Here is a 24,227-nt window from a genome sequence, read left to right as displayed (position 1 = left end):
TTAGCTTTCATTGTAAAGAGCGGGGGGTGTAAAAAAAGTACCAACTTTCATTGGTACCTGGTCTTAGTGCCTAGTGGGACGGGCGGCCAAAGAGAGGGGAGATCGCGCCAAAGCTTGCTAGAACAGCTTTTTCTGGTTGGCTTTGGCGGCGGCTTCCTTGCTGGTTTTCACGCCCATTTTTTTGAGGATGCGGTTGATGTGGTTCTTGATGGTCCGTTTGGTGATGTGCAGCGCTTGCTCGATTTGGGTTTGGGTATGTCCCTGATGGATGAGCTGCAGAATCTCCTTTTCAGCGGGGGAGAGCAGCTTTTGGTTCTCCTCATTTTTCATCCGTAAAAATTCGTTGCGCAAAGCTGCCGCCGCCGTTGGATGAATAGCCGATTGCCGCAGATGAGCAGCGCGGATCGCGTCCGGAATTTCCTTGAAGCTGGACTTGCTGATGTAGTTGACGGCTCCTGCGGAAAAGGACTCGACGATCACATCCTCGGCGGTTAGCGAAGTCAGCATGATGATTTTACAGTCAGGTGCGAGCTGGAGCAGAGCGAGGGCCGTCTCGATGCCGTCCAGGTTGTTTTCTGTGAGATTGATATCCATCAGGACGACGTCAGTGTCTACAGCCGAAAACTGCTGGAGCGCTTCTTCTTTGGTGCCAGCTTCGCCGATGACCTGCAGCTCCTGATTTCTGTTCAAAAAGTCGACTAGTCCTTTGCGCCAGATCGGATCGTCTTCTACGAGAAATACGCGAATCGTCTCCATGAGTTACCAGTTCCCCCCTTCTACACGTTTTTTCGGAAATAAGAGAAACACGGTTGTTCCCTTCCCAGGTTCACTGGTTATTTCCAGCGTTCCTTGGTGCTTTTGCATGACGTTGTAGCAATAGGACAGACCCAGACCAAAGTTTTGGCTGGTTTTTTTCGTAGAGAAGAAAGGATCCAGCACATGCGGTAGATTTTCTTTGGAAATGCCTGTGCCTGTATCCGTAATGGCAGCGACGAGGTGTTTTTTGGACAGGAACAGCTGCAAGTGCAAAGTGCCCCCTGATTTCATCGCCTCGAAGGCATTCATGCACAGATTGGTCACGATTTCTCGCAGCTGCACCGGATCGCAGCTCACTCGCAGAGTCTCATCCAGCTCGGTCACGACTTCTACCTGCTGTTTGATTACATAGGGTTCGAGTGTTTGGACCACCTGCAGGATGATTTGGCTCGGCTGTACGGTTTTCTCTTGCAGGACGATGTCGGAGAGCTGACCTTGAATGCGGTTCATCATATCCAGGATGTGCTGGGATGACTGAATCAGGACAGCCGCATCTTCCTTCAAGCCAGGCTGGTTGGTGTCATCTGCGTACGATTCGATGCGGTCGGCGTACAGCGAAATCTTGCCTACCTCGTTTTTGATCGTATGGTTGATGATCTGCGCTCCGGAGGTCAGTGCTCGCAGGGTGCTGTCCAGACGTCTTTTTTCTACGCGAAGACGGACACCGAGGAAGCCGTATTTCAAACTGATGGCAACAATCAGAACGAACTGAACGATGACCACGAGCGTGTTGTAGCGCCACGCCTCATAATCATTCTGAATCCGCATGACGTAAATGAAAAGAAAGACGAAAAAGAGCGGGATGATGATCAGAATGTTGGTGAAAAAGCTGTTTTTCTTTACCGACGGGTCTTTTTCCTGACGGTATTGCAGCACGAGCAAGATACAGGCAAGCAAATAGTACGGAATCACCCATGCCACCATGATCCAGTAGTTGAACGTCAGCACTGGATAAATCGGTGTAATCGCCAGCATGATCAGAGGCGGAAGCAGAGCCGCGTATTGAAGGATTCGTTTGATTTTGACAGAGAATGCCTCAAAAGAATGGATGGCAAACAGCAAAAAAGTAAAAGGAAGTCCGGTCTGTGTGAGAAAGGAAGAGCTTCTGCTCAGCCATACCAGGGCACTCTGCCACTGGGGGTGGAGAGCGAAAACGTCTACCCAATGAGGCAGAATCATCTCATCGATGACTGCCGAGAAAAATCCCCCTGCCCCGACAAATGCCGTAGCGCTTGCCCAGCGGATCGAAGTGCGCCGTGGGTCTGTAAACAGGACGAGAAGGCCGAGAGCCCATAGGGTAAACAAGATGAAAACCATCATGTAGGTTGTTCTCCTGTCATTTGGATAGATCTATTATACCGTACCATTGAGGGGGAAGCCCTACCTGCATTTGTTTCCGAATAAAGCTCAATCAAGCTTTATTTTCAGAATTGTCACAGGTGTAAGTAATATTCGGAATATCGCTGTCGACAGAAATCGTGTAAAATCGAGTCGTTGCAACAATATTTCACGGAGGAGAAGCTCATCCATGGCCATGTTCATGAAAAAGCATCTGATTGTCCGCATTTTGTTCGTAATTATACTGGTTCTTCTTCTTATTGCGGCGGGCAATTTGGCGATCCAGATGGTGCAGACCAAATCTGCGGTCGAAGAGGGGATCAATAACTACAACATTCGCATCGCAGAAAGCTACGCGACCGGGATGAAGCCGGAGCAATATGCCGAGTTTCTGAAGCAGCCACAAGAAACGGATCTGTATTGGTCGCTGCGCCACGAGCTTGACGTTTTCCGTACACAGATTGGCGCGCGCTATGTCTATTTTGTACGCTTTGCTGAGAATCAGGTTCCGCATATTATGATCGATGGAAGACCGCCAAACGATCCGGATGCGTCTCCCATCGACGAAATAACGGATATGCCTCCAGATGCAGTCAAGGAAGTCATGGCGGGCAGACAGGCGAGCTCTCCGGTGATCGATAATCCGGAGTACGGCTCCTATTTATCCGCGTATGTACCCGTAAAGGATGCGAACGGAACGGTGATCGGCGCTCTGGGCATCGATACAGATGCGGCTGTGTTTGAGCAGCTGGCGGCCAATGTCATGAAGAAGAGCTTGCCCTTTTATGCCCTCATCCTGGCGATTATGGTGGCAGCGATCGGAGTCATTGTCTGGTTTATCCAAAAGGCACTGCGACCCCTCCACATCGTGAAGCTGAGCGCAGAAAAAATGGCAGCAGGCGATTTGGCAGCAGCGCATGATATTTTGCGTGAGAATCCGGTTCGTTCGGTGGACGAGATCGGAAGCGTTTACAAGGCCATGCTGATCATGTCTGAAAATGTGCATGCGCGGGTACGTGGATTGGTCATGAATATGGAACAAACGTCCGATCAACTAGTGACATCCTCTGGAGAGTTTGCTACCAGTGCCAACCGGATGCTGGAAATGGGCAAAAGCATGAGTGAAACGGTGAGGACGATTTACGAAGGGGCAAACACCCAGAAAAAGAGTGCCGAGGACAGCGTCATGGCAATGGAGGAAATCGCCTTGGGCATTACGCGGATCGCTGAATCCTCTGCGACGGTATCCTCGGCTTCCGTCGAAGCACTCGAAATGGCGCGTTCGGGTGACGGTGCTATGAAACGCATGAACCACCAAATCCGTGGGATCGCTACCTCGGCCGAGCAAACATTGCAGCTGGCCAGGGAAATGAAGGGCAATACAGATGAGATCGAGAAGGCGCTGCAATCGATTCGGAGCTTTACGGATCAAACGAAGATTCTTGCGCTCAATGCGACGATCGAAGCGGCTCGTGCTGGGGAGCATGGACAAGGCTTTTCGGTAGTAGCCAAAGAAGTCAGCAAGCTGGCCGATGCCTCCGCAAAGACGGTCCTGCAAATTACGGATCTGCTCAGTCATATTGGGATACAATCGGCCTCGATCAGCGAAGAGATGGAAGTGGTCGCACAGGAAGTTGCGGCAGGAGTCCAGCTGTCACAGGATGCAGAACAGTCGATTTTGCATGCCGTAAAAGCATTTGGCCTGGTTAGCGAGCAGATCATGGAGGTCTCGGCTACGACAGAGCAGCTATCGGCAGGCTCTGAGGAAGTCGTCGCCCAATTTAGCAGTATCGCCCATATCGCGAGCGAAGTGTCCGGTCAGACGCAGCAAATTCAGTCTCTGTCAAACAAACAGCTGGGCATGATGCAGCATGTGCACGAAGCTACAGCGGTACTGACGGCAAATACCTTGGGAATGAGACAAGCTATTCAACAAGTAAATGTATAAGGATTCTCTTCAAACCAGCTGCCTGCTTGTGAGGCCAGCTGGTTTTTTCACTGGAATTGCCTATGCTCCATCTTCATATTGTCAGGTAAGGGAGGTTTTCTTTCTTTCGTGTTGAAATGAATTCGAAATGAGGCGATCGTGCCATCTACGCAACGGCAGGTGATAGCATGAAGCGTTTGGATTTGATTTATCAGAAATTTTTGGATTTTGACCCAGGTAAGAAAATCAGTGCTAGTGAATTGGCTGAGATGCTCGGGCTTAGTCGTGCCAACGTGAGCAGCGATTTGAACAAGCTGTGGAAGGCAGGCAAGATCGAAAAAGCAGACGGCAGGCCTACGCTGTTTTTTGCCAAGCAAACGAGTGAAACTCTGTACAATACAGAAACCGCGCTGGACAGGCTGGCAAAGGGAAATAAAAGCCTGCTGACACCTATCGAGCAGGCAAAGGCAGCAGTGTTGTATCCGCCGCGAGGAATGCATTGCCTGATTCTGGGCGAGACCGGGGTCGGCAAGTCAGGATTTGCCGGTCTGATCCACGAGTTTTCCATCGACATTGGACGATTGGACAAAGACGCGCCATTCGTTGTTTTCAACTGTGCCGATTACGCAAACAACCCGCAGCTCTTGTACAGCCAGCTGTTTGGGGTGAAGAAGGGGGCGTATACCGGCGCGGAAAACGACCGGAGAGGACTGGTGGAGAAAGCCGATGGCGGCATCCTGTTTCTCGATGAGGTTCATCGGCTGCCCGCTGAAGGACAAGAGATCTTTTTCACCTTTATGGACAAAGGAACCTTTCGCCGGGTAGGAGAGACGGAGGTTGAGCGAACCGCACAGGTGCAGATCATTTCGGCCACGACGGAAAATCCGGAGTCGAGCCTGCTCAAAACGTTTATTCGACGCATCCCGATGGTAATCAAGCTGCCTTCCCTCGTCGAGCGGGGAATGGAGGAGCGGTTTGGTATTTTGATCAACATTTTTCGAGAAGAAGCCTTTCGACTCGGGCGCGAAATCCAAATATCAGCCAGCGCCATTCACGCCTTTTTGTCGTATCACTGTCCGAACAACATCGGACAGCTGAAAACGGATGTTCAGCTTACGTGTGCGAGCGCTTATGCCGACTTTATTTCGTTGAAGAAAAAGCAGCTCGAGGTGTCAGTCCAGGATCTGCCGCATCATGTAAAGCAAGGCCTGCTGCTCGCAAAAGAGCGAAAAGCCGCGCTGGAGGAGCTGGTAGGAAAGGATCACAAGAGCTTCGTTGTGCAGCCGACACAAGACAGCATTTCGATCGAGCGGGAGACGGAGGATACGGCAAACAGCGTCTATGAAAAGATCGAGCAAAAAATTCAGGAGCTTCGCAATCAGGGAGTCAGCGAGGAAGAACTGGAATTTGACATTGAGAACTACTTCACCCGGTTTATCAAAGGGGTCAACAAACGCATCAATAAAGAGGACATGTCGCGCATTATTGATCCGATCATCGTGAATCTCGTGGAGGAGATCGTCCGCTATGCAGAAGCCAGGCTTGGCAAGATTTTGAGCCAAAAGGTCATTTTCGGTCTGGCACTCCATATTCAGACCTCCAAGGAACGTCTCGCTCACGGCAAGCAAATCACCAACCCGCATATCAACAGCGTCCGGATCAAATACAAAAAGGAGTTTGCTGTGGCGCTGGAATGTGTACGCATGATTGAGGAAGCGATCCTGATGGACCTGCCAATTGACGAGGCGGGCTACCTCACGATGTTCTTTGTGCTGGATGACGAGAGCCTGCAGCAGGAGCGGGAAACGGTCGGTGTGCTGGTGATCACTCACGGCAGCGGTGGTGCGACTGCGATGGTCGATGTCACCAATCGACTGCTGGTCACGGATTACGCCAAGGCGATTGACCTGCCGCTAGAAGAAGAGTACATGAAAGTGCTGGAGCAAGCGATCAAGCTCGCCAGGGAGGTCGGGAGTGCAGCTGGCCTTTTGCTGCTGGTGGATATGGGCTCTCTGCTCGGCTTTGGAGAAATCATTGAAAAAGAAGTCGGCATCCCGGTAAAGGTCATTCCCATGGTCAGCACACCCCACGTTATCGAAGCCACGCGCAAAGCGATGCTGGGGCACACGCTGGAGGACGTATACCGCGATGTCAGCAGTTTGAGCAGCCTCACGGTATTGCAGAACGAGGAGCAGCCCAAACAGGGACCTGTCCGAGAGCTTGCTCCGGCTCTAGCGATTGTAGCGGCATGCCTGTCTGGTGAAGGAAGTGCGCTGTTTTTGAAAAGGATGCTGGAGAACCGTTTGCGCTACGACAGCCAGCTGGTGGAAATCATTCCACTTCAGCTGATCGACAAAGCGCAGGCACGCAACCAGCTAAAGCAGATCAAGAAGGAGCGAAAGGTAATCTGCATCGTGAGTAACTACATGTTGGACAAAGACCTGCGCTGCTACGGAATGGACGATGTGCTGAACGGGGAGGCTTTGCAGGATATCCAGCAGATGATCGACCTCGAGGAAGCGTTTATGAAAATGGTGGAGACACTTGGCGAGCATTTAACGATGGTAGAGAGTCGGCGTGTACTTGGAGATGTGAGGGCGTGCATGGGGCGGATGGAGGAGCGATTGCACAACGTACTCGTATTTGATACCCGGATTGGCGCCTATTTGCATGTCTGCTGCCTGATCGATCGACTGAAGGCAGGGCTTCCCACTGTGGACTACGCTGAAAAAGAGAGCTTTCTCGCAGAAAACAGGAGATTGTACAGCATCGTTCGTCACGAGCTGCAGCTGATAGAGGATCAATATGAAATCAACATCCGTGAAGACGACGTGTGTTTTATCATGAATTTCTTTTTACACAATAAAACACTAGTGTGATTAGTGTTTTATTTTTTGTTTGTAACGCAGGAAAAATCGAAACACAAAGGGGTTCTCACGAAAACACTTTTTGCAGCGATCCAGTAGCCCGGCGTAAGATTCAGCTAACGACAAGGCTTGAAATGAAAGCGCATACAATATTTGGTGTTTTGGCACGATGCTTGCTTTTATATAGGGGCATCAAGGTGAAGGGAGGAATGGGATTTGAATATTTTGCTGTGTTGCAACGCAGGGATGTCTACCAGTTTGTTGGTGAAGAAGATGGAGCAGGCTGCCAATGACAAAGGGCTCGAAGCCAAAATCTGGGCGGTATCTGCAGACGAAGTCAGTAGACACATTGATCAGGCCGACGTACTCCTTTTGGGACCTCAGGTTCGCTACAAGCTTACGGAAATGAAAAAAGAGGGAGAGGCTAGAGGGATTCCTGTGGATGTCATCAGCACGGTTGACTATGGCACGTTGAATGGGAAGAATGTGCTGGAGTTTGCGCTTCGTCTTAAAAAATAGAGGAGGGTGCGTATGGCGGGATTTATTTCGTTTTTGGAGAACCGCGTCATGCCGGTAGCTGGTCGGATTGCGGAACAAAAGCATTTGCAGGCGATTCGTGACGGCATCATTTTAACTATGCCTTTGCTCATTATCGGGTCTCTTTTCCTCATCATCGGCTTCATTCCGATCCCAGGCTACGGCGATTTTATGGCAGGTATTTTCGGTGAAAAATGGCTGACCAAGCTGCTGTACCCCGTGAACGCTACCTTTGACATCATGGCGTTGATTGTCGGCTTTGGCGTCGCCTACCGGCTGGCTGAAAAGTATAAGGTCGACCCGTTGTCAGCAGGGGCGATCTCAGTGGCGGCCTTCTTGCTTGCCACGCCGTACAACACGATGTTTACCCCAGAAGGAGCGAGTACCGCAGTAGAAGTAGGCGGTGTCATTCCTGTGGCACTGATGGGAAGTAAAGGCTTGTTCGTCGCCATGATTCTCGCTCTGCTGTCCACTGAAATTTACCGCAAGATCATCCAAAAGAAAATCGTCATCACGATGCCGGACGGTGTGCCGCCAGCAGTAGCCCGCTCGTTCGTCGCGCTGATTCCCGCCTCTATCGTCATTCTGGTCGTATGGCTGCTGCGCATCCTCATTGAAAATACATCGTTCCAAAGCATCCACAACATCGTTTCGGATCTTTTGGTCGGTCCGCTGAACGCACTGGGAAGCAGCATGTTCGGTGCAATCATTGCTGTATTGCTGGTGCAGGTGCTATGGTCGCTTGGCTTGCACGGAGCGGCTATCGTCGGTGGTGTCATGGACCCGATCTGGCTCTCGCTGATGGACCAAAACCGCGCTGTGTTCCAGGCAGACCCGACTGGCGAATTGCCAAACGTCATCACGAAGCAATTTTTTGATCTCTGGATTTACGCAGGAGGCTCAGGAGCGACCCTTGCTTTGGTCGTTCTCATGATCCTTCGAGCCCGAAGCGAGCAGATGAAGAACATCGGCAGACTGTCCATCGGTCCGGGACTTTTCAACATTAACGAGCCTGTGACCTTCGGAATGCCGATCGTCATGAACCCGCTGCTGATTATCCCGTTTATTTTGGCACCGATTGCTCTGGTTATCGTCACTTATTTAGCGATGGAGCTTGGGTGGGTGGCCAGGCCGAGTGGGGTCGCTGTTCCGTGGACAACACCGCCGATCATCAGTGGTTACTTGGCGACGGGCGGAAAAATATCCGGCGCAGTACTACAGCTTGTTAACTTCGTCGTATCTTTATTAATCTACTATCCGTTCTTCCGGCTGTGGGATAAACAAAAGCTGGCAGAAGAGCAAGCGTCGCAATCCGAAAATAAAACAGTTGCTCTGTAAATTTGCAAGGAGAAAGGATCTGCTATGAAGCTGATTGTGAATGCAGACGATTTCGGGTATTCCAAAGGCGTCAATCTGGGCATTGTAGAGGCACATGTCGAAGGAATCGTTACTTCTGCCACGACGATGATGAACATGCCTGGTGTAGAGCATGCCTTTCGACTGGCAGCAGAAAATCCGAAGCTCGGCATGGGTATTCACCTGGTGCTCACGTGCGGGGCGCCTCTGGAGTCCCATGTACCGACACTTACGGATAGCAGCGGCAAGTTCCGCAGGGGCCAGGCTCATTTGGAAGATGTGTCGCCCGAAGAGGTAGAGCGAGAGTTTACGGCGCAGCTGGAGCGGTTTTTCCGCATGGGACGAAGACCTACTCACATTGACAGTCATCACCATGTTCATGCTCGCGAAGCTATTTTGCCAATCGTTCTGCGTCTGGCTGAGCGCCACAGCCTTCCCGTGCGATACCCGTGGGCTTTTGAGACAGAGAGAGGAGAGCACACTCCAAAGGTACGTACGACAGAAAGCTTCTCGGCGCGTTTTTACGGAGATGATGTGAGCGTCGAGTCGTTGATTGGCATTATAGATGATTTATCAGGCAGCTCGAGTGCAGAAATCATGAGTCACCCCGCCTATGTGGATGAGGAGCTGTTTACGGGCAGCTCCTACGCAAGGCAGCGCACCCGGGAACTGCAGATCCTGACCGCGCCAGAGGTAAAGGAATCCATCAAGCAAAAGAGGGTACAGCTCGTGACCTTTAACGAAATCGGATAGGTGGAGATGGACTGTGGATCATACAGAAATGATATTCCAATTGATTTTGCATGGTGGCAACGCGAGGAGTCTCGCCATGGAAGCAATCGCGCTTGCAAAGAACAAGGATATGGCTGGGGCAAAAAATGCCCTGGCCGAGGCAGGAGAGGAGCTCAGCAAAGCCCACCAAAACCAAACCGCCTTTATCCAGAAAGAAGTCTCGGGTGAAAAGACAGAGCTTAGCATGCTGTTGATTCACGCGCAGGACCATGTGATGAATGCCATGACGATCAAGGATCTGGCCAGTGAATTCGTAGAGATGTACGGCCATATTCACGAGAGCAAGGGGGCGGGAGTGTGAGTGGAATCAAGATCGTAACCATCGGCGGGGGATCGAGCTATACCCCGGAACTGGTGGAGGGCTTTATTAAACGATACGAGGAGCTGCCTGTGAGGGAATTGTGGCTGGTAGACGTTCCAGCCGGGGAAAAGAAGCTGCAAATCGTGGGTGCCTTGGCGAAGCGCATGGTGGAAAAGGCAGGCGTGCCGATCCAGATCCATCTGACATTGGATCGGAGAAAAGCCTTGGAGGGCGCTGATTTCGTCACCACGCAGATTCGCGTCGGTTTGCTGGATGCACGGGTAAAGGACGAAAAAATTCCGCTGAAATACGGTGTTATCGGACAAGAAACCAATGGTCCGGGCGGATTGTTCAAAGGTCTGCGCACGATTCCCGTCATCATGGACATTTGCCGGGATATGGAGGAGCTATGCCCCGATGCCTGGCTGATCAACTTTACCAATCCGGCGGGCATGGTGACCGAAGCGGTGCTGCGCTATACCCATCGGAAAAAGGTCATCGGGCTGTGCAATGTTCCCATTGGGATGAAAATGGGCGTGGCTTCTGTCCTGGACGTCGATCAGTCACGCGTGCACATTGATTTTGCGGGGCTCAATCACATGGTCTTTGGTCTGGGCGTATTCCTGGACGGTGAAAATGTGACGGCAAAGCTCATCGAAAAGCTTTCCGGCGATCAATCGGGCATCACGATGAAAAATATACTGGATCTGGGCTGGGACAAAGATTTTATCAAGGCACTAGGGATCTTGCCTTGCCCCTACCATCGCTATTACTACCAGACCCGCACGATGCTCGAGCATGAGCTGGAGGAGTCGCAAAAGTCAGGAACGCGAGCGGAAGTCGTGAAAAAGGTAGAGGAAGAGCTGTTTGAGCTGTACAAAGACCCGGACTTGTCCATCAAGCCGCCCCAGCTGGAAAAGCGGGGAGGAGCCTATTACAGCGAGGCCGCATGCAATCTGATTCACTCGATTTACAACGACAAGCGAGATATTCAGCCGGTCAATGTGCGAAACAACGGTGCCATCGCGAGTATTCCGGACGATTCTGCGGTGGAAGTCAACTGCGTGATCACAAAAGAAGGACCGATTCCACTGGCAGTTGGGGATTTGCCTGTGCCGGTACGCGGTTTGGTGCAGCAGATCAAATCGTTCGAAAGAGTCGCGGCTGAAGCGGCCGTAACAGGAGACTACCACCAGGCTCTGCTCGCGATGACCATCAACCCGTTGGTACCTTCTGATGCAATCGCCAAGCAGATTTTAGATGAAATGCTGGAGGCACACAAGGATTACCTGCCTCAGTTTTTCAAGCCGGTGTCATAAAGCAGTGGCATGAGGCTTTGCTGCCAGTAAAACGATAAGGATGGAGTCGTGAGCGTCGTTCGCAAATGTTTTGAGGTCGAAAGGCGAAGGGAGGGAGCCAATGATTCGGATTACCGTAGAAGTAACCGTGAGTGGAGGGCTCCATGCACGCCCAGCATCCGTTCTGGTCCATCTGCTCAATCAGCACCAAGCGACGGTCAAAATCCTGTATAACGGAAAAGAGGCAAACGGGAAGAGCATCCTCAGCGTCATGGCGCTTGCTGTGAAGACGGGAGATGAGATTACGTTTGAAGTGGACGGTGCCGACGAACAGGAAGTTGCCGCGAAAATTCAGCAGTTGTTTGAAAGGGATTTTGCCGTCTAGCTGTAAAGCTGGGAAACGAAAAAAAGGCCAATCACTGAGGATGGGTGATTGGCCTTTTGCAGTTTGATCATTTAGCGACGAAAGAGAACGATCACTTTGAAATAATCGCCGTCAATATCAATGGCGAGCTTGCCCCCTTGCAGCTCGACGATGCTTTTGGCGATAGCCAGACCGAGACCAGAGCCTTCCGTATTGCGTGATTGGTCTGCCCGTTTGAAGCGTTCGAACAATTCGTCAGCGGCAAAATCAATTTCGTAGGCGGAGACGTTTTTGATCGTCAGAACGACTTCATTCTGTGTCTCCGTCAAGTGGACATGCACACGTGTATTCGGCATGGAGTATTTCAAGGCATTTCCGATCAGGTTCTCAAAGACCCGCCAAGTCTTTTTGCCATCGAGGGGTGCCATGATTTTGGGCTGCTCGATATTGACGCGGAAAGTGAGTGTAGACTCGTCGATCTTGTCGCTGAACTCGGCGATGGCTTGATTGAGCAGAGCGGAGACGTTGACTTGCTCGATGTTCAGCTCTACAGAACCGCTCGCTGTTTTTGCTGCTTCGAACAGGTCATCGATCAGCACCTTCAAGCGGTTGGTTTTACGCTCGAGGACATCCACATAGCTTTTGATGTCTTCCTGGGTCAGGTTATCCCGCTTGAGCAAATCGACATAGTTGATGATCGACGTGAGTGGTGTTTTCAAATCATGAGAAACATTGGTGATCAGCTCTGATTTGAGTCTTTCGCTTTTCATCTGGCTTTCTACCGAGTGCTGTAGACCCTGCCTGATGTTGTTAAGGGAATGGGCCAGGTCTGCCAGTTTTCCACGCGGCTTTTCTACGATCGTTGCCTGCAGATCACCGGCAGCCATTTGCGAAGCGCCGAGCAGGAGTCTGTTCATAAGCCCGATGCGGCGGAAAATGTAAGGCAGGACGCAAAGTACATAGAACATGTCGTACAGGAATACGAGAATCAGCAGTTCTTCCGCTCGGTCTGCGATGGCGAACAGGCCTAGAGCTATGCTCATTCCCAGACCGACTGTCAGCGTGAAGATCAATGCTACCTTGAAGAACACACTGCGGTTCGAATAGCTTTCTTTCAGCAGGGAGCGCTGGCGGGAAAGCAAGCTTCTGCTCCATTGCTGACGCAATTGCTCGCCGTCATTGTACATGAACCAGGCTTCCACAATATACAGCAGGAAGATGGCTGTGAGAGGGAGCATAACGGTCAGGGTAAAGAATTGGTCGAAGCCGATCGGAAACGAAAAGAAAGTAGAACCAAATGCCACAGCCAAGTAAATCAGGATGAGTGGAAACAACAGGACGATTCGGATGTCCAGTGGGATCCGGCGCATGAAAGCCAAGCTCTTTTGGATAACCGGCAGCTGCGTGGCTTTTCGGGTGTAGGTGTACCAGAGCAATACTCCACTGATCAGGAGAGTAGCCGTCAGAAGGGCGTATTCGAGCATGAGACGCTCTCGGACTGAATTGTAATAGGTAGCATCTGCGTGAATTTGGCTGTACCCTTCAGGTGATTTGGGAACGTAGATGACGCCTTTCCACTGATTCAACTGAAATGAGCGATTGAGATCAGCGAACATGTTTGTTCTCGAGTGCGAGTTTTTCGGGAACTGGAAGGAGTAGAGAGCGTCTCTCTGCAGGGCAGCATCAGAAGGCTCGTATCCAAGATTGGTGTAGACCTTGCTTCTTTTTCCATCCACTACGTAATATTTAAAAGAGCTGTCGCGAAAGGCGAGGCTATTTTTGCGCTCTTCGTATTCTTGATCCTTGTCTTTTATGAACTGGCTGACTCTTTTATCCCAATCTTTTTGAACCTCTCTGTTTTTTTCAGAGATTTTACTGTCTCTTTCAGTCGTAAGCTTGGCGACCTCCTCTGGTTTGCCTGCTTGCTGTGCCTCCTGAATGACATCATGGTATTGATCGACAATGGCTTGTTTTTCATCTTGTAAGGACTGGTCACGCTCATGAGTGAATTGCTCTAGTGTATCCGCATCGATTTTCTCCATCGGCTTTTTCTGCTCATAACCGGCGTACTCGACATGAACGCTCCGAATCAGGTCCACCTCGGTGTTCAGCTGATCGAAGAAGTTGTAGCTGTCAAAATAGTAACCCTCTTGCAGGTACTCGCGTTTGTCATAGAGATCGGCGACCGTCAGAAAGGACAGCGTCGTTGTCACCAACAAGGCGAGAGTGGCCAGCAGCGAATAACTCTTATTTTTCGATTTTGTATCCAATTCCCCATACCACCTTTAAATATTTCGGTTCCTTCGGGTTGATTTCGATTTTCTCCCGAATACGTCGGACGTGGACGGCTACCGTGTTTTCGGCGTTCAGATACGGTTCCCTCCAGACGCGCTCGTAGATTTCCTCGATGGAGAACACCCGTCCTTTGTTTTCCATCAGCAGCTCAAGAATTTTGTACTCCGTTGCGGTCAGCCGAACGTCATTGTCGTCTACCGTGACGGTTTTCGTGGTTTTGTTCAGGGTCAGCCCCCGCACTTGAATCTCATCTTCTGTCGATTTGTAGTTGCCCAGATTGGTGTAGCGACGAAGCTGCGATTTCACACGCGCCACCAGCTCAAGAGGATGAAACGGCTTCGTGACGTAATCATCCGCTCCGACGTTCAATCCCAGTATTTTGTCGGTATCCTCTGACTTTGCGGAAAGCATGATGATGGGAATGTTTTTCTCTTGTCGGATTTTAAAGGTGGCGGTAATGCCGTCCATCCTGGGCATCATGATGTCCAGAATGATGAGGTGAATATCCTGTTCTGTCAGGACATCCAGAGCTTCCAAACCGTCATTCGCCTTGTAGACCGTGATGGATTCGCTCTGGAGGTAAATCTCGATCGCGTCCCTGATTTCCCGTTCGTCATCAACGACAAGGACATTGTAATTCGTCATGATAAGTCCCACCTCGTATCTCTTTCTAGTTCTATCTTACCGGGCAGTTCGAACAAAACAGCATAGAAAACTCTTACATTTTTCTTAAGCATGTAGGAAGTGGATTTTCGGGGTGTATTTTCACGCAAGTTTCCTCTCTCCCTTGAAATAAGGTAAGATGGGGGGGAAGAATACCAGGAAAACGGTGATCGCTTTGCTAGAATGGACAGGGGAGCGCATCATCCCCAAATTGATGAAGCCTACGAACGGTATGCTGCTGGAGCACATCGCCCGGTACTACTTTGCCACGCCGTATATCAAAGGTCGCGTGCTGGATATCGCGTGCGGTACAGGGTATGGAGCGCATATGGTCGCCAAGGACAGGAAACGCGAGCTGGTGGAGCTGGTCGCGGTAGACAACGATGAAGAGACGCTTCTCTACGCCAATCGCGAGTACAACCACCAAAAGATCACGTACCAGAAGGGCGATGCCCTAGATCCTAGCCTACCTGAGCAATTGGGACAATTTGATACGATACTCAGCTTTGAAACGATCGAGCATGTCGCGGACGACCTATTGTTTATGGACAACTTGTATCGCATGCTAAAGCCTGGCGGAATACTGGTGCTATCCAGTCCTTTTGGCAGGGGAAGAGGCCAAAAGACGAGCGAGCCGTTTCACGTTCATCAGCTGACCCCCGAGGAGTTTGAAGAGCTGTTTGTCCGTTTTTCCCACGTCGAGATTTACTACCAGCGAGGCGTGACGTTTGAGAAGCCTCGAGAAGGTGTTCGTTATTTTATCGGAATGGCTGTGTGCACGAAATAAGGCAGACAGTCGATCGGAATCAAGAATGGAGATGGCTACACTGGCTGATTTTACGGCAGTAGGAATACGCAAGGAACTCCTTGAGGCATTAAAGGAAAATGGCATTACCGAACCGACCCCGATACAGGAAAAAACCATTCCTGTCGCCCTGACTGGCAGAGATGTGATCTCGCAGGCACAGACTGGGACTGGGAAAACGCTGGCATTTGTCCTGCCGATACTGGAGCAGGCTGATCCGGAGGCAACGCACGTACAGTCGTTGATCCTCACGCCTACGCGGGAGCTGGCTCTGCAGATTACAGCAGAAGTGCAGAAGCTGACGGCGAAGCTCGATGACATCCATGTGCTAGCTGTTTACGGAGGACAAGACGTCGAACGCCAGATGAGAAAGCTTGCGGGTAAAAAGCAGATCGTCATAGCGACACCTGGGCGTCTGCTGGATCATATGCGCAGAGGAACGATTGATTTATCGACGGTGTCGACACTCGTCCTCGATGAAGCGGATCAGATGCTGCACATGGGCTTCTTGCCGGAAGTAGAAGAGATCATCGGAAAGACACCATGGGATCGTCAAACCATGCTGTTCTCTGCTACGATGCCTGACCAAGTGCGCTCACTGGCCAATCGTTTTATGCGTCAGCCAGAGGATATTCGCGTACAAGGAAAACGTATCACGCTGGATGATATCAAGCAAATCGTAGTGGAAACGACAGATCGTGCTAAGCAATCCACGCTGCGCAGCTTGATTGATGAACACCGGCCATTTCTCGCCGTGATCTTCTGCCGGACAAAGCGTCGAGCCAGCACGTTGAATGCGGCCTTGCAAGGTTTTGACTATATGTCAGACGAATTGCATGGAGATTTGTCACAAGCGAAGCGGGAAGCGGTCATGAAGCGGTTTCGGGAGTCTCGTATACAGTTTCTCGTCGCGACAGATGTGGCTGCCCGCGGTCTGGACGTGGAAGGCGTGACCCATGTATTTAACTACGATATCCCGGAAGACGTGGACAGCTATATCCATCGGATTGGCCGTACGGGTCGAGCGGGGGAACGGGGAATCGCCTTTACTTTGGTGACACCGAAGGATCGCCCGTATTTGGAGATGATTGAAAAAGGGATTGGCTTGAAGCTGGAGAGGCAAGGCCGAGAAAAATCGGAGGCTTTTGAACAGCGTAGTGAAGGACAAAAGCGCGGGCCCAAACAAGGACAGGCACGAGGACAGGGTTCTGCCAGTCAGAAAAGCTCGTCTGCTCGAGCGACACGGGAAAGTGGTCGCGAACGAAACCAGGAGCGCTTTGAACGCAAGCCAAAGAGTGGAGAACAGAAGCGAGGAAGCTTCGATCACAAGCCGAAAAGCGGTGAACGCAGGCAGGGCAGTTTCGATCAGAAGCAGCAGCGCAACGAACGCCAGGATGACCGCTTCGATAGAAAACCAAAGAGCGGCGAGAGAGTGGATCGAATTGGGGCTGGTGGCAAACCGGGTCGTTCAGGGGCTCGCCAAGACCAAAGGGGTCCTGGCGTTCGCCAAGACCACAAAAGTCCTGGCGTTCGCCAAGACCACAAAAGTCCTGGCGTTCGCCAAGACCATAGAAGTCCTGGCGTCCGCCAAGACCACAGAAGTCCTGGCGCCCGCCCAGACCGCGCGCATTCGAAAAGCAGCTCCAACCAAGCAGGACGCCGATCTGACAGCAAGCGAGCGAGACCAGCTGCAGGTCCAAAAGCACTTGGCCGCAAGCCAGCAGGTGCTAAAAAGCCTACAAGACAGCGGTAACAGAAAAAGACCGTGCCAGCCTTTTTTCAGGCGGGTACGGTCTTGTTTTTTATACAGTAAGAATTTATAAGCGTAATGCTTAAGAATTCTGGAGCGCATGACGAAGTGCCTCAGCGTCCGCTCCTCCTTGAAAAGGCATCGATAGAGGTTTTCTTATGATTCCGAGTCGGGAAATACGCGAGAACGTGTCAAGAATCGCACACCCTCCGGTCCTTCGAGGGAGAACATGCCTCCACGTCCGCTCACCACGTCGATGATGAGTTGCGTATGCTTCCAATACTCGTACTGAGCTTTTCCCATATAGAACGGGCAGCCGCCGATCTCACCCAGCAACACATCCTGCTCACCGATGAGGAACTCGCCCAGTGGGTAGCACATGGGTGAGCTGCCATCGCAGCAGCCCCCTGACTGGTGAAACATCAGATCGCCGTGTTTGGCGCGAAGCCGTTCGATTAGCTCTAGGGCCGCGTCGGTAGCGAGTACTTTTTCCGGTTGGCTCATGGATTAAAAGAAGCCGAGAGCCTGATCGCTGTAGCTGACGAGCAGGTTTTTGGTTTGTTGGTAATGGCTGAGCATCATTTTGTGATTCTCGCGGCCGATACCGGACATTTTGTAGCCGCCAAATGCAGCGTGAGCCGGGTAGGCGTGGTAGCAGTTGGTCCATACGCGGCCTGCCTGAATTTCACGACCCATGCGGTAAGCCGTGTTTACGTCGCGGGTCCAAACGCCAGAGCCCAAGCCGTACAGGGTGTCGTTGGCAATCGCGAGGGCTTCCTCGGTATCTTTGAAGGTCGTCACGGAAACGACTGGGCCAAAGATCTCTTCCTGGAAGATGCGCATTTTGTTGTGTCCTTTAAAGACAGTCGGCTGAATGTAATAGCCGTCTGCCAGGTCGCCTTCCAGCTGAGCGCGGCTGCCGCCAATGAGGCAATCTGCGCCTTCCTGTTTACCGATGTCCAGATAGGAGAGGATCTTCTCTACCTGCTCCAGAGAAGCCTGAGCGCCGATCATGGTATCGGTATCGAGCGGGTTGCCTTGCTTGATGCTCGCTACACGCTGCAAGGCTCGCTCCATGAACGGCTCGTAAATGCTCTCGTGAATCAAAGCGCGAGATGGGCATGTGCACACTTCGCCTTGGTTGAGCGCAAACAGCACAAAGCCTTCGATTGCTTTGTTAAAGAACGCATCGTCTTTCGCAAATACATCCGGGAAGAAGATGTTTGGCGATTTTCCGCCCAGCTCGAGTGTAACTGGAATAATATTTTGAGAAGCGTATTGCATGATCAAACGACCCGTTGTCGTCTCACCTGTAAACGCGATTTTTGCAATGCGGTTGCTGGAAGCTAATGGTTTGCCGGCCTCGAGACCAAAGCCGTTCACGACGTTGACCACACCAGGAGGCAGCAGGTCACCGATCAGCTCCATCAGTACCATGATCGATGCAGGTGTTTGTTCGGCTGGCTTCAACACGACGCAGTTTCCTGCTGCCAGAGCTGGAGCGAGCTTCCACGTAGCCATCAGCAGCGGGAAGTTCCACGGAATGATCTGTCCGACGACGCCCAGTGGCTCATGGAAGTGGTAAGCGACCGTATCGTTGTCGATTTCGCCAAGGGTGCTTTCCTGAGCGCGAATGGCACCGGCAAAGTAGCGGAAGTGGTCGATTGCGAGCGGGATGTCGGCAGCGAGTGTTTCACGCACAGGCTTTCCGTTTTCCCATGTCTCGGCTGTCGCCAGAAGCTCCAGGTTTGCTTCCATCCGATCTGCGATCTTCAACAGAATGTTCGAGCGTTGTGCAACAGAAGTGCGTCCCCATGCTGCTTTCGCCTCATGTGCGGCATCCAGTGCCAGTTCGATATCTTCAGCCGTGGAACGAGCTACCTCGCAAAACGCTTTGCCAGTGACAGGCGTTACGTTTTCAAAGTACTCTCCTTTCACTGGCGGTACCCAATTGCCTCCAATGTAGTTCTCGTAGCGTTTTTTGAACGTCACCTTTGAACCGGCTTGGCCGGGCTGAGCATAGATCATGCGAACGCCTCCTCATATCTCTTGTAAGGTCTTTACACGCTTACTTAATAGCAATACCCGTACCAACTGCTGGGGCCTTGATTTGACAGCGTTTTCAGTGTTTTTTCGAGCAGCAAGTGGACCGGATTGGAACAGGGAGTGTTCCATAACGGAACAGCTAACAGATTGCCAAGTCATGGTATAATGAGGGGGAATGATTTTGAGGGAGGGAAGAGTGTTGTCAACGATTGTCCAGCAGTCATGGAAGCGCTGTCAGGAATCGAACCTCGTATCCACGCAGAAGGCGAATGATCAAATCATTTCCACCAATCGAATCAAAGAAATCATTCAGGAAAATCACCCTCTGATTCGAGAGAGCCTGCCTCTTTTTAACAAATTGTCTCCCTTCCTGCATTCGACGGAGCACATTGCGCTTCTGTCCGATCGCAACGGAAACATTATTCATACGGTGGGAGACCCTGTCTTTGCCGATCATGCGCAAAAGGTGCAGCTGCAGATCGGCGCGAACTGGCAGGAGAGCAACAAAGGGACCAATGCGATTGGCACAGCCCTGATTGCCCAGCAGCCGATACAGATTTTTGGAGAACAGCATTATTTTCGTGAGAACCACTTCCTGACGTGCTCCTCGTCCCCGATTTTTTCACCTTCGGGCGAGCTGTTGGGTGTAATCGATATCAGCACAAGAAAGGAATACACGCATACCTTTGCTTTAACCATTGTCTGCATGATTGCCGAAGCCTTGCAAAACCGCCTTTTGTTTGCGGAGGCGGAGCGAGTCATGTCGCTGCCGGATACACCTGAGCACAACAATTGGGAGCCATGGCTGCCGCTTATCGGGCTTGATCGCGATGAGCGCGTCGTGGGTATAAACAGGAGGGCAAAGCAGCTGCTCGGATCAGATATGCTCGGTAAACAACTGGACCCCGACCTGGAGCGAGGCGCACGGACCGTTCAAGACAAACGGCGCCGCACCTGGCCTTCGGCGGCTCCGACTCCCCAGCTTAAGCCTTTTCCGCGGCTGGTTGGCTCCTGCCCGCTTTTTCTTCAAGCAAAGGCTCTCGCACAAAAAGCTGCGCAGGTCGACTTCCCTGTGATGATTTTAGGGGAGAGCGGGACAGGAAAAGAACTGTTTGCCCAGATGATCCATCAAACAGGACCACGTGCGCAGGAACCTTTCGTAGCGGTGAACTGCAGTGCAATATCGGAAAATTTAATCGAGAGTGAATTATTTGGTTATGAAGGCGGCTCTTTTACGGGAGCTCAACGGGAGGGGCGGATCGGCAAGTTTGAAGCCGCCAGAAAAGGAACGATTTTTCTGGATGAGATCGGCGACATGTCGCTGCGGGCACAGGCTGCCTTGCTCCGTGTTTTGCAGGAAAAGGTAGTGACTCCGGTTGGAAGCAACCAGGCTCGGCCCGTTCATGCGAGGGTGGTTGCAGCGACGCACAGGCATCTGCCGGATGAAGTCAAGGCTGGCCGCTTTCGTGCCGACTTGTATTACCGACTCAAAGGGGTAGTCGTCTCTTTGCCGCCACTGAGAAAACGCAGCGACATCCTGCAGCTGGCTGCGCATCAGATCAGTCAAATCGCTCCAGACCGTCAGATCACGCTAACAAAGCAGGCGCAGGCCATGCTCAAGTCCTATTCCTGGCCTGGGAATGTGCGCGAGCTGCAAGGCGTACTGATTCAAGCGGTATTCCTGACAGAGGACGACGAAATCGACTGCGAGCATATCCAACTAGAGGGAGTGGAGGAAGAGAGTGTTCCTGCCGCCCAAGGGACTGCGCTGTCACTGCGAGATATGGAGTGCGAGGCGATCAAAACAGCGTTGAAAAAGTGCGGAGGAAATGTCAGCCAGGCAGCGAAACTGCTCCAGATCGGGAGAAATACCCTGTATCGCAAAATGGCGGATTACCGTATCTTGGCGCAGATGAATCAGGAGGAACTATGATTGCCTTGTACAGGCTGGACAAAGAGCTGGAGAGAAAAATAGCTGCCTTGCTAGACAACAGTAATCATCCGATTGGGTACTTTTATTCGATCAAGTCGATCATCGACCAAATGATGAATCCTTTCGTCGTCATCACAACCGAGCCGTATCGAGAAGAGCTGGAATCCTACTCGTTGCCGGTCGTCTGCCTCTCGATCGATTTGAATGACATCAGAAACGTATGGGAGCGGCTGTGCGAAAGGGAAGCGCGACTGCCAGCCGTTGTCGTTTGCGGCTCCCGGAAAGAGAAGTTCTGGCTGGAGAAAGAGTACGACCTTGAGCAGAAGCTATCAGGGGAGGCAAAGCTTTCATTTCAGCTGCAAGAGGAATGGCAGGAGGACGAGGAGCCGACGCTTTACCTTAGCCCCAAGTGGAACAAAAATATGCTGCCACAGAAGCCGCCAACCGGGGAATGGCATCTGGTAGAGCCATCGATTGCCACATTGCGCCGTGCCGTGCAGCAGGCGGAATCGTTAATCACCTATGCACGAGTTCGACTGCGAGAAAAGCATCTGATGGAGGCTGTCGTCAATTCTGCACATGATGCCGTCATCGCCGTTGATCGGCACAGTCACATCACGCTGGTGAACGAGCATGCCAAGCTGCTGCTGGGCTTAAGTGGCGACGTCGTGGGCAAGCCGATCACGGATTACATTCCGCACTCTGACATGCTGCGTGTCCTAAAGACAGGACGACAGGAGCTGGGCGATGTAGCAACGGTTCTCGACCGCTCCATTGTCATCAATCGGATTCCCGTCATCGTAAAGGACCAGATCGTCGGAGCGGTCTCCAATTTCAAGGAAATCATCGACATACAGAAAATGGAGATGTCGCTGCGCAAAAAGCTGCATGAGAATGGACTGGAAGCCCGCTATCGTCTGGAGAGCATCATCGGCTCCTCGCCAGAGATTCTCTATACAAAAGAACAGGCGGCGATGTTTGCCCGGACAAATGCTACCGTGCTGATCACAGGGGAATCAGGAACGGGCAAGGAGCTGTTCGCCCAAGGAATTCATCTGGAAAGCACACGGGCGATGGGACCGTTTTTAGCGGTTAACTGTGCGGCACTGCCGGAGAGCCTGCTGGAGAGCGAGCTGTTTGGTTATGAGGAGGGTGCTTTTACAGGAGCGAAAAAGGGAGGAAAGCCGGGTCTCTTTGAGCTGGCCCACGGCGGGACGCTTTTTTTGGATGAAATCGGAGAGATGCCGTTGCGCATCCAAGTGCTGCTGCTCAGAGTGTTGCAGGAGCGTCGCGTGAGACGCGTAGGTGGGGAAAGGATTATTCCCGTCGATGTGCGTATTGTAGCTGCGACGAACCGCGACCTGGCAGAAGAGATTGAGAGGGAGCATTTCCGCGCAGACCTGTACTACCGCATCAATATGCTCAAGCTCGATGTCCCGCCTTTGCGCGACCGCTTGACGGATATACCGGAGCTGGTAAAAAGCATGGTGCAAGAGGTCAATGAACAGCATGAGCAAAAAATAGAGCGAATTGATGACGAGGTCTATCGAATCCTCCAAGGCCACACATGGCCGGGGAATGTGCGTGAGCTGCGCAACGTGGTAGAGAGAAGCGTGCTCATGGCCAAGGACGGACGAATCACTGCGGAGAGTGTCGGGTTTTTGTACGCGAGAAAAGTGGCAAGACCTGCAAGCAGCTCAGGAACATCGCGAAGCGGTCACATCGACCCGGAGGCGGCCAAGATCATCGCCGTCTTGCAGCAGTCGAGACACAATAAAACGCTGGCGGCTAAAGTATTGGGGATGGACCGAACGACACTATGGCGAAAGATGAAGCAGTACAATATCCAATGAGCAAAGTGTTGCAACGTTATGTTGCAGCACTTTGTTGCTTTATACCGATCCCCTATTCTTCGACAATTTTCTATCCCTGTCATGAAAGCGTTTTACGAAAAGAGATCGCTGTAAAAGCAGTTGGCATTAAACATGCAATAGTCATTGTCTGTATCGTCAAAAAATTAGATCTTTTTCAAGGGGGGAGTCGATTGCTTCATTATTCAATCGCGGTGATACCGGGAGACGGGATCGGTCCCGAAGTGATGGACGAAGGATTAAAGGTTTTGAAGGCTATTGAAGAAAGCCATGGTGGCGTTCGTTTTGCCAATGATGTGATGGATTGGAACTGCAACTATTACCTTAAGCATGGCAAGATGATGCCTGACAATGGACTGGATACATTAAAAGACTATGATCTGATTTTGCTTGGTGCAGTTGGAGCACCTGGGGTTCCTGACCATATTTCCGTGTGGGAACTGATCCTGCCAATCCGCCGCGCCTTTCAGCAATATGTCAATCTGCGTCCCGTAAAGCTGCTGAAAGGTCTGGAGAGCCCGCTTCGCTACAAGAACCATGCCGACCTGGATTTCGTGGTGGTCCGGGAAAATACCGAGGGCGAGTACTCCAACATGGGAGGGCGGATGCATCAGGGCACACCTTATGAGCTGGCTGTGCAAAACAATGTGTTTACCCGCTACGGCACAGAGCGAATTTTGAAATACGCCTATTCGCTGGCAGAAAAGCGTCCGAAGAAGAGACTGACTGCCGCGACTAAGTCGAATGGTATCAACCACTCCATGCCGTTCTGGGATGAGATCGTCAAAGAAGTGAATCAGGAGCACCCTGGCATTACTACGAATCTCTACCATATCGACGCGCTGGCCGCTTACTTTATCACACGTCCGGAAGAGTTCGATGTCGTCGTGGCGAGCAATTTGTTTGGAGATATCCTGACTGACCTCGGAGCTGCCATCGTCGGTGGTCTGGGACTTGCCCCATCTGCCAATATCAATCCGGAGCGCAAATTCCCGTCCATGTTTGAACCGATTCATGGCTCTGCACCTGATATTGCAGGAAAAGGGATAGCCAATCCGATCGCGCAAATCTGGAGCCTCAGCATGATGATGGATCATCTCGATCTGCCAGAGATCAGCTCGGTCATCATGAACGCGATCGAGCAAGTTCTCGTGGATGGAAAAGTGCTGACTCCCGATCTGGGCGGCAATGCGACAACCAGAGAGCTGGGCGACGAAATCGTTCGTCAAATCTACCAGGCAACCAAATAGAAATAGAGGGAGGCAACG

Annotated in this window: 19 protein-coding genes; 13 read left to right on the top strand and 6 right to left on the bottom strand. The window is 51.6% G+C overall.

What is annotated here, in order from left to right:
- Positions 1 to 117 precede the first annotated feature (117 nt).
- Both EDM59_RS25800 and EDM59_RS25795 read right to left on the bottom strand, forming a co-directional pair.
- Positions 118 to 756, bottom strand: a complete 639-nt coding sequence (locus tag EDM59_RS25800) for a response regulator (RefSeq protein WP_122926297.1) — start codon at positions 754 to 756, stop codon at positions 118 to 120.
- 3 nt (positions 757 to 759) lie between these two features.
- Positions 760 to 2,136, bottom strand: coding sequence for a sensor histidine kinase (locus EDM59_RS25795; protein ID WP_122926296.1), 1,377 nt, complete (start codon positions 2,134 to 2,136; stop codon positions 760 to 762).
- Between the two features lie 208 nt (positions 2,137 to 2,344).
- On the opposite strand from EDM59_RS25795, the gene EDM59_RS25790 reads away from it, so the two are divergent.
- From EDM59_RS25790 to EDM59_RS25755, 8 genes are all read left to right on the top strand, one after another.
- The gene (locus tag EDM59_RS25790) at positions 2,345 to 4,102 is read left to right on the top strand and encodes a methyl-accepting chemotaxis protein (RefSeq protein ID WP_122926295.1); all 1,758 of its coding nucleotides are present in this window, start codon (positions 2,345 to 2,347) and stop codon (positions 4,100 to 4,102) included.
- A gap of 167 nt (positions 4,103 to 4,269) precedes the next feature.
- Complete coding sequence (locus EDM59_RS25785) at positions 4,270 to 6,960, top strand: sigma-54-dependent transcriptional regulator (RefSeq protein ID WP_122926294.1); 2,691 nt, start codon at positions 4,270 to 4,272, stop codon at positions 6,958 to 6,960.
- Between the two features lie 204 nt (positions 6,961 to 7,164).
- Positions 7,165 to 7,467, top strand: coding sequence for a PTS sugar transporter subunit IIB (locus EDM59_RS25780; RefSeq protein ID WP_122926293.1), 303 nt, complete (start codon positions 7,165 to 7,167; stop codon positions 7,465 to 7,467).
- 12 nt (positions 7,468 to 7,479) lie between these two features.
- Positions 7,480 to 8,823 carry a PTS cellobiose transporter subunit IIC gene (gene celB, locus EDM59_RS25775; RefSeq protein ID WP_122926292.1) on the top strand — a complete coding sequence of 448 codons (1,344 nt, stop codon included), beginning with the start codon at positions 7,480 to 7,482 and terminating at the stop codon, positions 8,821 to 8,823.
- Positions 8,824 to 8,847: 24 nt separating this feature from the next.
- Positions 8,848 to 9,594: a chitin disaccharide deacetylase gene (gene chbG / locus EDM59_RS25770; RefSeq protein WP_122926291.1), complete on the top strand. Its 747-nt coding sequence runs from the start codon at positions 8,848 to 8,850 to the stop codon at positions 9,592 to 9,594.
- Positions 9,595 to 9,622: 28 nt separating this feature from the next.
- Positions 9,623 to 9,934 carry a PTS sugar transporter subunit IIA gene (locus EDM59_RS25765; protein WP_218033687.1) on the top strand — a complete coding sequence of 104 codons (312 nt, stop codon included), beginning with the start codon at positions 9,623 to 9,625 and terminating at the stop codon, positions 9,932 to 9,934.
- Complete coding sequence (locus tag EDM59_RS25760) at positions 9,931 to 11,253, top strand: 6-phospho-beta-glucosidase (RefSeq protein WP_122926290.1); 1,323 nt, start codon at positions 9,931 to 9,933, stop codon at positions 11,251 to 11,253. Before EDM59_RS25765 ends, EDM59_RS25760 begins: the two co-directional genes overlap by 4 nt.
- 100 nt (positions 11,254 to 11,353) lie before the next feature.
- Positions 11,354 to 11,617 (top strand): HPr family phosphocarrier protein, encoded by a 264-nt coding sequence (locus EDM59_RS25755; RefSeq protein ID WP_122926289.1) that lies wholly within the window; start codon positions 11,354 to 11,356, stop codon positions 11,615 to 11,617.
- A gap of 71 nt (positions 11,618 to 11,688) precedes the next feature.
- Here the strand turns inward: EDM59_RS25755 and EDM59_RS25750 are convergent, their stop codons facing one another.
- Both EDM59_RS25750 and EDM59_RS25745 read right to left on the bottom strand, forming a co-directional pair.
- Positions 11,689 to 13,866: a sensor histidine kinase gene (locus tag EDM59_RS25750; protein ID WP_122926288.1), complete on the bottom strand. Its 2,178-nt coding sequence runs from the start codon at positions 13,864 to 13,866 to the stop codon at positions 11,689 to 11,691.
- Positions 13,844 to 14,536, bottom strand: a complete 693-nt coding sequence (locus EDM59_RS25745; RefSeq protein WP_122926287.1) for a response regulator transcription factor — start codon at positions 14,534 to 14,536, stop codon at positions 13,844 to 13,846. The genes EDM59_RS25750 and EDM59_RS25745 overlap by 23 nt, the downstream gene beginning before the upstream one ends.
- A 232-nt stretch (positions 14,537 to 14,768) precedes the next feature.
- Between EDM59_RS25745 and EDM59_RS25740 the strand changes: the two genes are divergently transcribed.
- Together EDM59_RS25740 and EDM59_RS25735 are read left to right on the top strand one after the other, a co-directional pair.
- Entirely contained in the window at positions 14,769 to 15,341 is a 573-nt protein-coding gene (locus EDM59_RS25740) for a class I SAM-dependent methyltransferase (protein WP_246011264.1), read from the top strand.
- 25 nt (positions 15,342 to 15,366) lie between these two features.
- Positions 15,367 to 17,112 carry a DEAD/DEAH box helicase gene (locus tag EDM59_RS25735; RefSeq protein ID WP_122926285.1) on the top strand — a complete coding sequence of 582 codons (1,746 nt, stop codon included), beginning with the start codon at positions 15,367 to 15,369 and terminating at the stop codon, positions 17,110 to 17,112.
- 153 nt (positions 17,113 to 17,265) lie between these two features.
- Here EDM59_RS25735 and EDM59_RS25730 read toward each other — a convergent pair whose 3' ends face one another.
- On the bottom strand, positions 17,266 to 17,613 hold the full coding sequence (locus EDM59_RS25730) for a DUF779 domain-containing protein (protein WP_122926284.1): 348 nt from the start codon (positions 17,611 to 17,613) through the stop codon (positions 17,266 to 17,268).
- A gap of 3 nt (positions 17,614 to 17,616) precedes the next feature.
- A complete protein-coding gene (gene adh, locus EDM59_RS25725; protein WP_122926283.1) occupies positions 17,617 to 19,137 on the bottom strand; it encodes an aldehyde dehydrogenase in 1,521 nt (506 codons plus the stop codon).
- Positions 19,138 to 19,354: 217 nt separating this feature from the next.
- Between adh and EDM59_RS25720 the strand changes: the two genes are divergently transcribed.
- The 3 genes from EDM59_RS25720 to EDM59_RS25710 all read left to right on the top strand — a co-directional run bounded on the left by EDM59_RS25720 (position 19,355) and on the right by EDM59_RS25710 (position 24,209).
- Positions 19,355 to 21,088, top strand: coding sequence for a sigma-54-dependent Fis family transcriptional regulator (locus tag EDM59_RS25720; protein ID WP_122926282.1), 1,734 nt, complete (start codon positions 19,355 to 19,357; stop codon positions 21,086 to 21,088).
- Positions 21,085 to 22,941, top strand: coding sequence for a sigma-54 interaction domain-containing protein (locus EDM59_RS25715; RefSeq protein WP_122926281.1), 1,857 nt, complete (start codon positions 21,085 to 21,087; stop codon positions 22,939 to 22,941). Before EDM59_RS25720 ends, EDM59_RS25715 begins: the two co-directional genes overlap by 4 nt.
- A 191-nt stretch (positions 22,942 to 23,132) precedes the next feature.
- Positions 23,133 to 24,209: a tartrate dehydrogenase gene (locus EDM59_RS25710; protein ID WP_122926280.1), complete on the top strand. Its 1,077-nt coding sequence runs from the start codon at positions 23,133 to 23,135 to the stop codon at positions 24,207 to 24,209.
- Positions 24,210 to 24,227: the final 18 nt, after the last annotated feature.

The sequence above is a fragment of the Brevibacillus nitrificans genome, assembly GCF_003710965.1.
Lineage (GTDB): Bacteria > Bacillota > Bacilli > Brevibacillales > Brevibacillaceae > Brevibacillus > Brevibacillus centrosporus.
This window is presented reverse-complemented; position numbering and strand designations above follow the sequence as displayed.